Source organism: Pseudoduganella sp. GW821-FHT12E03, from assembly GCF_058807115.1.
Map to the genome: position 1 here is coordinate 813693 of NZ_JBXAQJ010000001.1, position 12021 is coordinate 825713.

General features: G+C 62.5%; 14 protein-coding genes. 10 read left to right on the plus strand and 4 right to left on the minus strand.

The window, feature by feature from the left end; genetic code table 11:
• Positions 1-55: 55 nt before the first annotated feature.
• From AC1RRC_RS03155 to AC1RRC_RS03170, 4 genes are all read left to right on the plus strand, one after another.
• On the plus strand, positions 56-841 hold the full coding sequence (locus tag AC1RRC_RS03155; RefSeq protein ID WP_493053793.1) for an SDR family oxidoreductase: 786 nt from the start codon (positions 56-58) through the stop codon (positions 839-841).
• Between the two features lie 13 nt (positions 842-854).
• Positions 855-1850, plus strand: coding sequence for an NADP-dependent oxidoreductase (locus AC1RRC_RS03160; protein WP_493053794.1), 996 nt, complete (start codon positions 855-857; stop codon positions 1848-1850).
• Positions 1850-2752: an SDR family oxidoreductase gene (locus tag AC1RRC_RS03165; protein ID WP_493053795.1), complete on the plus strand. Its 903-nt coding sequence runs from the start codon at positions 1850-1852 to the stop codon at positions 2750-2752. Before AC1RRC_RS03160 ends, AC1RRC_RS03165 begins: the two co-directional genes overlap by 1 nt.
• 63 nt (positions 2753-2815) lie before the next feature.
• Positions 2816-3241, plus strand: coding sequence for a GNAT family N-acetyltransferase (locus tag AC1RRC_RS03170; RefSeq protein ID WP_493053796.1), 426 nt, complete (start codon positions 2816-2818; stop codon positions 3239-3241).
• A 110-nt stretch (positions 3242-3351) separates the two neighbouring features.
• On the opposite strand, the gene AC1RRC_RS03175 is transcribed toward AC1RRC_RS03170, so the two are convergent.
• From AC1RRC_RS03175 to ygfZ, 3 genes are read right to left on the minus strand one after another with little or no spacing between them, the layout of a single operon-like run.
• Positions 3352-4089, minus strand: coding sequence for an NRDE family protein (locus AC1RRC_RS03175; protein WP_493053797.1), 738 nt, complete (start codon positions 4087-4089; stop codon positions 3352-3354).
• A gap of 3 nt (positions 4090-4092) precedes the next feature.
• Positions 4093-4371 carry a DUF4936 family protein gene (locus AC1RRC_RS03180; RefSeq protein WP_493053798.1) on the minus strand — a complete coding sequence of 93 codons (279 nt, stop codon included), beginning with the start codon at positions 4369-4371 and terminating at the stop codon, positions 4093-4095.
• 22 nt (positions 4372-4393) lie between these two features.
• The gene (ygfZ, locus tag AC1RRC_RS03185; RefSeq protein ID WP_493053799.1) at positions 4394-5440 is read right to left on the minus strand and encodes a CAF17-like 4Fe-4S cluster assembly/insertion protein YgfZ; all 1047 of its coding nucleotides are present in this window, start codon (positions 5438-5440) and stop codon (positions 4394-4396) included.
• A gap of 188 nt (positions 5441-5628) precedes the next feature.
• Between ygfZ and mltG the strand changes: the two genes are divergently transcribed.
• From mltG to AC1RRC_RS03210, 5 genes are read left to right on the plus strand one after another with little or no spacing between them, the layout of a single operon-like run.
• Positions 5629-6615, plus strand: a complete 987-nt coding sequence (gene mltG, locus AC1RRC_RS03190) for an endolytic transglycosylase MltG (protein ID WP_493053800.1) — start codon at positions 5629-5631, stop codon at positions 6613-6615.
• 19 nt (positions 6616-6634) lie between these two features.
• Positions 6635-7255 (plus strand): dTMP kinase, encoded by a 621-nt coding sequence (tmk, locus tag AC1RRC_RS03195; protein WP_493053801.1) that lies wholly within the window; start codon positions 6635-6637, stop codon positions 7253-7255.
• Positions 7252-8280: a DNA polymerase III subunit delta' gene (locus AC1RRC_RS03200; RefSeq protein ID WP_493053802.1), complete on the plus strand. Its 1029-nt coding sequence runs from the start codon at positions 7252-7254 to the stop codon at positions 8278-8280. The genes tmk and AC1RRC_RS03200 overlap by 4 nt, the downstream gene beginning before the upstream one ends.
• The gene (locus AC1RRC_RS03205; RefSeq protein WP_493053803.1) at positions 8277-8654 is read left to right on the plus strand and encodes a PilZ domain-containing protein; all 378 of its coding nucleotides are present in this window, start codon (positions 8277-8279) and stop codon (positions 8652-8654) included. Before AC1RRC_RS03200 ends, AC1RRC_RS03205 begins: the two co-directional genes overlap by 4 nt.
• A 21-nt stretch (positions 8655-8675) precedes the next feature.
• The gene (locus AC1RRC_RS03210) at positions 8676-9200 is read left to right on the plus strand and encodes a GNAT family N-acetyltransferase (RefSeq protein ID WP_493053804.1); all 525 of its coding nucleotides are present in this window, start codon (positions 8676-8678) and stop codon (positions 9198-9200) included.
• Between the two features lie 57 nt (positions 9201-9257).
• Here the strand turns inward: AC1RRC_RS03210 and AC1RRC_RS03215 are convergent, their stop codons facing one another.
• Positions 9258-9605, minus strand: coding sequence for a hypothetical protein (locus AC1RRC_RS03215; protein WP_493053805.1), 348 nt, complete (start codon positions 9603-9605; stop codon positions 9258-9260).
• 199 nt (positions 9606-9804) lie between these two features.
• On the opposite strand from AC1RRC_RS03215, the gene AC1RRC_RS03220 reads away from it, so the two are divergent.
• The gene (locus tag AC1RRC_RS03220) at positions 9805-11925 is read left to right on the plus strand and encodes a hypothetical protein (RefSeq protein ID WP_493053806.1); all 2121 of its coding nucleotides are present in this window, start codon (positions 9805-9807) and stop codon (positions 11923-11925) included.
• Positions 11926-12021 lie beyond the last annotated feature (96 nt).

Here is a 12021-nt window from a genome sequence, read left to right on the forward strand (position 1 = left end):
GAGGATGCCCGGCCCGAAGGCCCGGCACCCGTTTTTATAATAGGAGAGATTGAAGATGACACGCACCACTCAGCAATTGTTCGACCTGGCCGGCAAGACCGCGCTGGTCACCGGCGGTTCGCGCGGCCTGGGCCTGCAAATGGCGCTGGCGCTGGGCGAACAGGGCGCCAAGGTTGTGCTCACTTCCCGCAAGCAGGCCGACCTCGATGACGCCGTGGCCGAACTGGCGAAACACGGCGTCAAGGCGTACGCCATCGCCGCCGATTTGCAAAAGGAATCGGCGGTCGGACCGCTGGTGGATGCGGCGCTGGAAAAACTCGGCGGCCATATCGATATCCTGATCAACAATGCGGGCGCCACCTGGGGCGCGCCGGCGGAAGACTATCCGCTGGACGCCTGGGACAAGGTCATGAATTTGAACGTGCGCAGCATCTTCCTGGTGTCGCAGGCGGTCGGAAAGCGTTCGATGATTCCCCGCAAATCGGGCCGCATCATCAACATCGCCTCGATCGCCGGGCTGGCCGGCAATCCGCCCGGCATGCTGACCATTGCCTACAACACGTCGAAAGCGGCGGTCATCAACTTTACCCGCACCCTGGCCGGCGAATGGGGCGTGCATGGCATTACCGTCAATGCGCTGGCGCCAGGCTTCTTCCCGTCGAAAATGAGCGCCGGCCTGATTGCCGCCATGGGCGAAGACAAGATGACGGCGGAAGCGCCGCTGCGCCGCCTGGGCGACGATGAAGACTTGAAGGGCCCGGTGGTGCTGCTGGCGTCCGATGCCGGTAAACACATCACGGGGCAGACCCTTGCTGTCGATGGCGGCGTGTCGGCGATCTGACCTGGAATTGCGCATGAAAACATATCAACGCATTGTTCTGGCTTCCCGCCCCCGTGGCGAAGTCGTACCGGAAAACTTCCGCCTTGAAACGCTGGAAGTCCCCGCCATCACCGATGGCCAAGTGCTGGTGCGTAACCATTACCTGTCGCTCGACCCTTACATGCGCGGCCGCATGAGCGAAGCGAAAAGCTACGCCGCGCCCCAGCCGCTGGACGAGACCATGATCGGTGGCACCGTGGGCGAAGTCATCGCCTCGAACAACCCGAAATTCGCGGCCGGCGAATTCGTGGCGGGCATGTTCGGCTGGTCGGAAATCGGCGTGTCCGATGGCGCGCTGCTGCGCAAGGTCGACACCAGGGTCATCCCGGCCTCGGCCTACCTGGGCGCGGTCGGCATGCCCGGCATGACGGCCTGGTATGGCGTCAACCAGATCTTGAAAGCGCAGCCGGGGCAAACCGTGGTGGTCTCGAGCGCCAGTGGCGCGGTGGGGTCGGTGGTTGGCCAGCTGGCGAAACTGAAGGGCTGCCGCGCGGTCGGCATCGCCGGTGGCGGCGAGAAATGCGATTACGTGGTCAATACGCTGGGCTTTGACGCCTGTGTCGATTACAAGGCTGGCAACCTGGAAGGCGACTTGGCGGCGGCCACGCCCGATGGTGTCGATGCGATTTTTGAAAACGTGGGCGGCGCCGTGTTCGACGCGGCGCTGGCCCGCACCAACGCCTTTGCGCGGGTGGCGCTGTGCGGCATGATTGCCGGCTACAGCGGCGAAGACATCCCGCTGCGCAATGCCCGGCTGCTGCTGACCAACCGCATCAGCCTGCAGGGTTTTATCGTCACGGAACACCTGGATTTGTGGCCGCAAGGCTTGTCGGAACTGGGCGGCCTGGTCGCCACCGGCAAACTGCAATTCCGTGAATCGGTGGCGGACGGACTGGCACAGGCCCCGGAAGCATTCATGGGTCTGCTCAAGGGTAAAAACTTCGGTAAACAACTGGTGAAATTAATCTGATGAAGAACTTCAACAATAAAGTTGCCGTCATCACGGGCGGCGCGGCGGGCCTGGGCAGGGAATTTGCGATCCGGGCGCGGGAACTGGGCATGAAGCTGGTGCTGGCCGACGTGCAGCAAGATGCGCTGGACGCCACCGTGGCGGAACTCAAAGGGCAGGGCGCCGACGTCATCGGCGTGATGTGCGACGTGCGCAAGACCGAACAGGTGCAGGCGCTGGCCGACGCCGCCATGAAGCAATTTGGCGCGGTGCACGTGGTGTTCAACAATGCCGGCGTCGGTTCCGGCGGCCTGGTCTGGGAAAACACGGAAGCGGACTGGGAATGGGTGCTGGGCGTGAACGTGTGGGGCGTGATTCACGGCGTGCGCATCTTCACCCGGCTGATGCTGGAATGCGCGAAATCGGACCCGGCGTACGAAGGCCATATCGTCAATACCTCGTCGATGGCCGGTGTGGTCAATCCGCCGGTGATGGGCGTCTACAACGTCTCCAAGCATGCCGTGGTGTCGCTCTCGGAAACGCTGTACCACGACCTGAAACTGGTCGATGCCCCGATCGGCGCGTCGGTACTGTGCCCGTTCTTCGTGCCGACCGGGATCAACCAGTCGCACCGCAACCGTCCGGACGATGTGAAAATGTCGAAGCCGACGGCCAGCCAGATGGCGTCCCAGGCGCTGACCGACCGCGCCGTCAGTTCCGGCAAGGTCACGGCGCGCGAGGTCGCGGAACTGACTTTCAAGGCCATCGAAGACGGCCAGTTCTACATCTATTCGCACCCGGATGCGCTGGCCGGGCTGCGCGTGCGCATGGAAGACATGACCACGCCGCGCAATCCGACCGACCCGCATGCCGCCACGCCGCATATCCGCGAGATGCTGCAATCGATGTTGAAAAAGGACTGAGGAAGGGGGAAGAGCGGTGGCGCGGGCATTTGCCGGCGCCGCCGCCCGTGGCACAATAGGCGGATGACGACACCTACCTTACGCTATGGCGACTGGTCCGCACTGCGGGCCGACGCCCAAACCATCCGCCTGGAAGTCTTTGTCCAGGAACAGCATGTCCCCGCCGAACTGGAAATGGATGACAAGGACGCCGTGTGCCTGCACGTGGTCGCGTATGACCAGCAAGGCACGCCGGTCGCCACCGGACGGCTGCTGCCGGACGGCCATATCGGCCGCATGGCGGTCCGCAAGCCGCATCGGGGTTCCGGCATCGGCGGCTTGCTGCTGCAGGGCTTGATTGCGCAGGCAAAAGCGCGTGGCGACCAGTCAGTGATGCTGAGCGCGCAGACCCATGCGGCGCCGTTTTATGTGCGGCACGGGTTTGTGAAGCAGGGCGGCGAGTTTTTTGAAGCGGGCATCGCGCATATCGAGATGGCGTACCGCTTTTAAGTACGGGCCGCCGCGCAACCATGGTTGGCACAGCGACTCGGTAGGGCGGGTTTTACAAACCCGCCGTGCACGCGTTTCGACGGCTCCGCGGCGGCTTTGTAAAAGCCGCCCTACTGGACCAGCACCTCGTGCAAGACAGCAGGTGCGTCGCTGTACAGCTTCACCACCGTCGACGACCGCGTCCCGTACGCGGGCGACTCGATCCGCACGGCCGACAGCATGCGCTCGACTTCGAGCGGCACCCCGGTTTCCGGCAGCCGCATATCGGGCGCGCGCGTGGTGTCGGACAGCATTTCAAAATACGCGTCATCCGGTGCGCCCAGGCACAGCAGGCTGGCGAATTGGGCCTTGGTCTTCAATACCTTCGGCCACGGCGAATCGAGCAGGGCGTTGGACAAGCCATAAATGCCCGGCGCCAGCGGCAAGCCATTGCGCGGGTCGGCATCGCCCTTGTTGGAAAACCATACCAGGCTGTCGCGGTCGCCCACCACCAGGTTGAAGCCATTGTAGGCGGCGGCGCCATCGCGGATGCTGTCGATATACGCCTGCGGCGGCAGCGAACCAGCCAGGTAATCGGCCACCAGGTGGCCGCGCGACGGCGCGTCATTCTTGTGTTCGTGCGGAGCGCGGATATTGGTGATGGCGGCAAAGCGCGGGGCACATCCCTGCGCCTGCGACACCCCCATCCAGCTGCCTCCGGCTTTTAAGTCGCGGCCGGCAAAAATACCGGGCCGGTCGGGCCAGGGAGCGGCAGGCGCGGCTTCGCGCGCATAAAATTCATCGCGGTTGGCAGCCGCGATCAGCGGCACGCCTGGCACAACCTGCCATGCGAAAACAATCAGGCACATGGGTCAGAGATCCGTAAAGACTTCAGTGTGGCGGGGGCCAGCCGTGAGCGCCGATACGCCATGCGCTTGCACCGCATCAGCCAATACGGCGTCGAAGCCGTCGCGGACAGCGGGATAGACTTCCATCCATGTCCATACACCGCCGTCCGCAGGCTGGGGGCGGCGTTTCAGTTGGGGCGCGATCCCATGGGCGGAGCCAAGCTCCGCCTGCATGGCGGCCACCGCGCGGTGCAGGGCGTCATACTGCGCGTCGCGCACCTTGTAGTAGATATACAGGTCCATCGTTTTCCGGCCAGCGCGGCTGTTACACGTCCAGCTTGTCCAGCACGTACGGCATCGCCAGCAAGGCCAGCGGTGCGCCGTCGGCGCTGCGGGCACGGATATCACCCTGTTCCAGCGCTTCCAGTTTCATTTCCACCAGCGCATCGACACCGCCTTGGCCATTGGCGGCGGCATTGACCACCATGCCGCATGGCTGCGACGGATCGGCGACGGCAAACACTTCGGTGCCGGCGGTAATGTCCGCATCCGCAATGCGCGCCAGCGCCGTGCGGCGTTTCAATTTGCCCAGGTACTGGCTGCGAGCCACGATTTCCTGGCCGGGGTAGCACCCCTTCTTGAAGTTGACGCCGCCCAGCAATTCCAGGTTGATCATTTGCGGCACGAATTGTTCTTGCGTGGCCGCCGTCACTTGCGGCACGCCGGCGTGAATCGCGGCCAGGCGCCAGGCGTCGTTGCCGCCCACGTTGAGGCGGTCGGCCAGCAATGGCGCCACCGTGTTGGCGGTTTCATTCGAGGTCAGCCACAGGTAGCGCGGCGCGCCAAAGGCGTCGCCCAGGCGCAGCAGGGTGCCCAGCGGGTGCGACACCTTGGCGTACGCCTGTGCCGGCAAGACATCGAACCACGTTTGCAGCACGGCTTCGGCCAGGCCACCGCCCAGTCCCAGCGCGACGGCGTTGGCCGGCGAATCGGTGGCGTCGGTGAGTTTGGCCTTGGCGCGCATGACAAACATCGACAGGCGCTTTTGCAGCGCCGGCTGGATCTCGCGCGCCAGCTGCAGCATCACGCTGTCCGCATCGCGCCAGATGGTAAACGTCGCCTGCAGGCGGCCTTTCGGCGTGCAATAACCGGCCAGGCGCACCTCGTCCGCACCAAGGTGCTCGACATCGTTGGTCAGCTGGCTGTGCAGGAAACTGGCGGCGTCGTCGCCCGTCACGGCGATCAGGCCCTGGTCGGTGACGCATGAGACGAAGCCCACGGCCAGTTCGGTCGGGGTCAGACCCTTGGCCGGCGCTTCTGGCGCCGCCTGGGGAATTAGGATTTGTTTCCAGTCACTCATCATTATTGACATTAAATTGCCGGTTTTCGTGTTCTTATGTGGGTAGCGCTTCTTGAAAATGGCCCAGTGGCATTATCATTACGGCCTCATTATAGTGATGTCGCGGAATTCGCGTTGGACGCAGCCAAAAACTGTGGTTCCGGCCGTAGAATGGTGAACAGGCGGGTGCCTGGCCGGCGCGCGTCGTAACAGTTTTTAAAATGGCATTGATAAAAAAAACGATCGTTTGGGGGATAGTGGCCGCGCTGGCGCTGGGCGGCGGCTTTGCCTGGTGGGCCAACAAACCCATCACGACGCAGGAACCCCCGATTGAATTCACCATCGCGCCAGGCAGCGGCGCGCGCGCCGCCGGGCAGCAAATGCAGGATGCCGGGGTGCCGATCCAGCCCTTGCTGTTCAACCTGCTGGCGCGGCTGACGGAAAAATCCGCCAGGCTCAAAGCCGGTTCCTATGAATTGAAACCCAACACCACGCCGCTGCGCCTGATCGACCAGCTGGTACGGGGGGAATTCGCGCAAGAACAGTTGACGATCATCGAAGGCTGGACTTTCCGCCAGATGCGCCAGGCTGTCGCCGCGCACAAGGGGTTGAAACATGACACGGCCAGCATGACCGACGCGGAATTGATGGCGCTGGTCTCGCCTGATTTCAAGGCGCCGGAAGGCTTGTTTTTCCCGGATACGTACCTGTTTGCCAAGGGTTCCAGTGAATTGCAGATTTTCCGCCAGGCGCACGCCATGCTGCTGGCGAAGCTGCGGGATGCGTGGGACAAGCGCGACGGCAGCCTGCCGTATAAAACCCCGTATGAAGCGCTGACCATGGCGTCCATCGTGGAAAAAGAAACCGGCCAGAAATCGGAGCGGACCATGATTGCCGGCGTGTTCGTCAACCGGTTGAAGATCGGCATGCTGCTGCAGACCGACCCGACCGTCATCTATGGCATGGGCAGCCGCTATGACGGCAAGATCCGTAAAAAAGACCTGGAAACCGATACCCCTTACAACACGTATACGCGGGCAGGCTTGCCGCCGACGCCGATTTCCCTGCCTGGCTTACAATCGCTGGTGGCGGCGATGTCGCCGGCCAAGACCGGGGCGCTGTATTTTGTCGCGCGCGGCAATGGCACCAGCCAGTTTTCCGACAATCTCACCGACCATAACCGGGCGGTGAACCAGTATCAACGGTAGTAATTAAAGATAGTAAGCAATGACTTTACAACGGGGCAAGTTCATCACTTTTGAAGGCATCGACGGTGCCGGAAAATCCACCCATATCCAGTTCGTCTCCGACTGCCTGCGTGCACGCGGCATCGAGCTGGTCAGCTCGCGCGAACCCGGCGGCACCCCGCTGGGCGAAAAGCTGCGTGAACTGGTGCTGCATGAATCGATGCACCTGGAAACCGAAGCGCTGCTGATGTTTGCCAGCCGGCGCGAACACGTGGCGCAAGTGATCGCACCGGCGCTGGCCCGCGGCGCCTGGGTCGTGTCGGACCGCTTTACCGATGCCAGCTTCGCCTACCAGGGCGGTGGACGCGGCCTGGCGCGCGCCAAACTGGAGGCGCTGGAACAGTGGGTGCATCCGGATTTGCAGCCAGACCTGACCTTGCTGTTCGATGTGCCGCTGGCGGTGGCGCGGGCGCGCCTGGACGCCACCCGCGACCTCGATAAATTCGAACAGGAGCAGGCCGACTTTTTCAACGCCACGCGCAATGAATACCTGCGCCGCGCCGCCCAGTTTCCGCAGCGCTTCCGCGTCATCGATTCGTCCCGCGCCATCCCCGAGATTCAACAGCAATTGCAAGCCATCGTGGAAAGCCTGTCCGCATGAGCGCCGCCATTTTTCCATGGCAGCAGGCCGCCTGGGACCAGCTGCAACTGATGCGCGCCCGGCTGCCGCATGCGATCCTGTTCCATGGCGCGGCCGGCATCGGAAAGGCGCAATTCATCGAACACTTCGCCAAGTCGCTGTTGTGCGAAAACGCCGGCGCCGGCGGCCACGCGTGCGGCGCCTGTGTCTCGTGCGGCTGGTTTGAACAGCACAACCATCCGGATTACCGCCGCGTGCGGCCGGAAGCGCTGGAAGACGAGCCGGCCGGCGAGGGGGAAGAGGGCGGCGAAGAAGGGAAAAAAGCCGCCAAGAGCAAGACCCCGTCGAAAGACATCAAGATCGAGCAAATCCGCAACCTTGCCGACTTCATGAACATCTCCACCCACCGCCAGGGATTGCGGGTGGTGGTGCTGTATCCGGCGGAAAACCTGAATATGCCGGCCTCGAATGCCTTGTTAAAAACGCTGGAAGAACCGCCGCCGGGCACCGTGTTCCTGGTCGCGTCGAACAGCCTGGACCGGTTGTTGCCGACGATTTTGTCGCGCTGCCGCAAATTCGCGCTGCCGCTGCCGCCGTTTGGCGAGGCGCTGGCGTGGCTCAAAGCGCAGGGCGTGCCGGATGCGGAAAGCTGGCTGCGGGAACAGGGCGGCGCGCCGCTGGCGGCCCAGGCCCAGGCGGAAACCGGCTCGCGTGAAGAAATGGATGTGTTTTTACAACTGCTGGCCAGCCCCGGTGTCGAAGCCGCGCTGCGCTGCGCCGACAAATTGCAGAAAGTACCACTGGCATCTCTTGTTTCATGGCAGCAGCGCTGGCTTTATGACATGTTTTCCTACAAACTGTCGGGAACCATCCGCTACTATCCGCGCTACCGCAAGGAGCTGGCGGCGCTGGCCGACAAGGTGCACGTCAGCAAACTGATGGCCGCCATCAAGGGCGCCAATGAACGGCGTGCCACGGCGGACCACCCGTTGTCGCCCAAACTGTTCATTGAAGACATGTTGCTGGAGTATACGAAATCTCTATGAGCGCCAGTCCTTCCGATCCCAACGCCGCGCCGGTCGCCCGGCCGACCGTCCTGTCGCTGGCCATCAAGGAAAAAGCCGCGCTGTACGCCGCCTACATGCCGTTCCTGAAAAACGGCGGCATGTTCGTCCCGACCCAAAAACCCTACAAGATCGGCGACGAGATTTATCTGATTCTGGCGCTGATGGACGATCCCAACAAGTACCCGATCGCCGGCAAGGTGGTCTGGATCACGCCGGCCAGCGCCAATAACAACAAGGCGCAAGGGATCGGGGTGCATTTCCCCGACGATGAAACCGGCCAGCGCACCCGCCTGCGCATCGAAGAAATCCTGGGCGCCGCGCTGCGGTCGTCGCGCGCCACCCACACCCTGTAACGCTTTTCCAAGTCACCGCCCATGTCATTCCGCCACCGTCCCGCCACCCTCAACGATTTGCCCACCATCGTCGCGATCTATAACAGCACCGTGGCCTCGCGCGAAGTCACCGCCGACACCGAACCCGTGACCGTGGCGTCGCGCCTGGCCTGGTTCCACGAACACACGCCGGAACGCCGGCCGCTGTGGGTGATCGAACTCGACGACGACGTGTCCGATCCATCGTCCGAGGCGCCCATCGTGGGCTGGATCTCGTACTCGAATTTCTATGGCCGCCCTGCCTATGCCGGCACGGCGGAAGTGTCGATCTACATCGAGGAAAGCTGGCGCGGCAAGGGGGTCGGCCGCTATGCGCTGGCCGAAGCCATCGCCTTTGCCCCGTCGATCAAGGTGCACACCTTGCTGGGCTTTATTTTCGGCCATAACCAGCCGAGCCTGGGGCTGTTCGCCAAGTTCGGTTTTGACACCTGGGCAAACCTGCCCCGGGTGGCCAACCTGGACGGGATCGAACGCGACCTGATCATCCTCGGCAAACGCGTGGGGTGAAAATACAACAAACAAATGTCTGCGCAGGCAGACATTTGATGTGTATTTACAACGCTTTTACTCTTTCACGACGTTCAATTGCTTGATGGTGGCGGCTTTGCCATAGGTCACCGTCACCAGCATCTTCACCGGACACAGCGCGCGGTACAGGTAGGTGCGTTCTTCGCCCTTCACGGTGCGCTGCAGCAGCTCCAGCGGCACGGCCGACGGGCAGCCGCGCAGCAACGGCGCGGTTTCCGCCTGGGCGTCCCCGGCAATGCGGCCCAGCGCCGCGGCCACCTCGCTGGTGACGGCGGGTTCCACATCATCGATGGCTTTCATGGGCCGGGCTTCCTGGCCCGACCAGGCACAGCCCGATACCAGCAGGCCGGCCAGCGTGGATAACAGCGTGGACATGATGCGCATGGTGCTTCCTCCGGACAAAACTTCCATCATAACGCTGGCGCGTTGCCGCGCAAATGTCTCATTTTGAACAGAACAACAGCCTTTGTCTAAAAACGCCGAGTTCCCCACTTCAGAAAAAACGCTCCCTATACTCGGTTCCGATCCCAAGAGGATTCATCCAATAAAACGAAAACCACCGATAGACAGGAGAGATTGCAGCATGCGTCAATTTTCACGTCCTATTTTGGCATCCCTGATTTCCATCGCTTTTGCCGGCGCCGCCCATGCGGGTGTCAAGTCGGTAGATAACCTGCACCTGTACACCGGCACCGCCGCGAAATCGGCGGAAGAGGCGCTGCGCGCCAATGCCGACCGCTTTGGCCTGCCAGCGTCGCTGAACAACCTGAGCCTGGTGAAAGTGCAGGAATCGCTGACCGGTACCCACTACCATTACCAGCAAATGCTGCGTGGCATTCCTGTCGATCGCGCCGTCATCGTGGTGTCCATCAGCAAAAATGGCCAGCTGCAAAAAATCTTCAACGACACCCGCCACATCTCCGACAAGGTCGATGCCAACGCGGTGAACCAGCTGTTCAACAAGGCGCAAATCACGGAAGAGCAGGCGCTGGACAAAGGCTGGAACAACATGAAAGTGCAGCACCCGCTGATCGATCCGCCACGCACCGAACTGGTGTGGGTGGCGACCAAGGATGGCGTGCAACTGACCCGCAAAGTCGCGATCGAAGCGCAAATGCCGACCGGTGGCTTCGTGCAATTCCTGAACGCCCATGACGGTTCCGTGGTGGATTCGTACTCGACTTCGGTGCCACGCAAGGGCGAGCGTTCGCTGGCCGAGCGCGCCAAAGTCAACGGCCCGGTACTGGACCGTAAAGCCGCCACCAAGGCCGCTTCCGACAAGCAAACCGAACGCACCACCTTGGCCGCCGCCGCGACCGTGGCGGCCCTGGCTTCCGGCATCAACGGTTCCGGCTATGCCTTCGATCCGGATCCGCGCACCGCCGCCAACAACGACGCGCTGACCGACACCTCGTCCGCCGCGTCGTTCGATCCGTCGTACTCGACCAAGACCCTGCGCGACCTGACCGTCACCAGCGGCGTCTACAAGCTGACCGGCCCGTACATCAACATCAAGAACATCGAGTCGCCGAACACCGCGCCATCGACCACCACCAACGGCGTCTGGACCGCGAAACGTGGCAGCAACGCCTTTGACGACACCAACGTCTACTACCACATCGACACCAACCAGCGCTACATCCAGTCGCTGGGCTTCACCGGCACCAAGTCGATCATCAACCGTCCGCTGGACGTCGATACCGATGGCGTGAACGGCGATGACAACTCGCACTACAGCTACAGCGGCGGCACCGACTACCTGGCGTTCGGCCACGGTTGCGTCAACGACAGTGAAGACGCGGACGTGATCCTGCACGAATACGGCCATGCGCTGCACCGCAACATCAACGCCAACTGGTCCGGCGGCGACACCGGCGCCATGGGCGAAGGTTTCGGCGACTACTGGGCCGCGTCGTACTCGTACAGCACCCCGAACGGCAAGATCTACCACCCTGAGTGGGCCTTCAGCTGGGACGGCCACGGCGCATGCTGGGGCGGCCGCATGATGAACCGCTACGATGCCAAGTACAACAGCAGCAAAACCTACTCGGCGCACCAGTCGGTGACGGAAAACGGTGTGACGTTCCAGTCCGACGAACTGTGGTCGGCGCCGCTGTACCGCTCGATGGTGTCGCTGATCGCCGCCGGCAAGACCCGCGCCGACATCGACAAGATCATCCTGGAAGCCCACTTCGGCCTCGGCTCGAACGTGAAGATGCCGGTGATGGCGACCGCGATCGTGAATGCCGCGAAGACCCTGTTCCCTTCGGACCTGACCTTCGCCAACACGTTCCAGGCCAACTTCGAAGCGCAAAACATCCTGTCGGCGGTGGTGCCGCCAGGCCCGACCATCAACGAGACCGAAAGCAACAACACCACGGCCACCGCCAACACCATCACCACCACGGGCACCACGGTGAATGGCGCGATGAGCGCATCGTCTGATGTGGATTACTTCAAAGTCACCATCCCGGCCGGCAAAACGCTGACCGTGACGATGACCCCGAACGCCACCTCCGACTATGACCTGGAACTGTACAACGCCGCCGGCACCAAGATCGGTTCCAGCGTCAAGGGTACCGGCCAGGCCGACACCGTGACCCGCACCAGCGCGGCCGGTGAAGTGGTGTACGCCAAGGTGATCTACTACAGCGGCGGCACCGGCGCCACCAACGGCAAGTACACGCTGACCGCCGCCTGGTAATCCGCTTCCCGGATCGCCGCGAGTCAAAAGCCAGCCTGCGAAGGCTGGCTTTTTTTTGGGCGACGTGATAACGTTACCTCAAACAATAAGAAACAA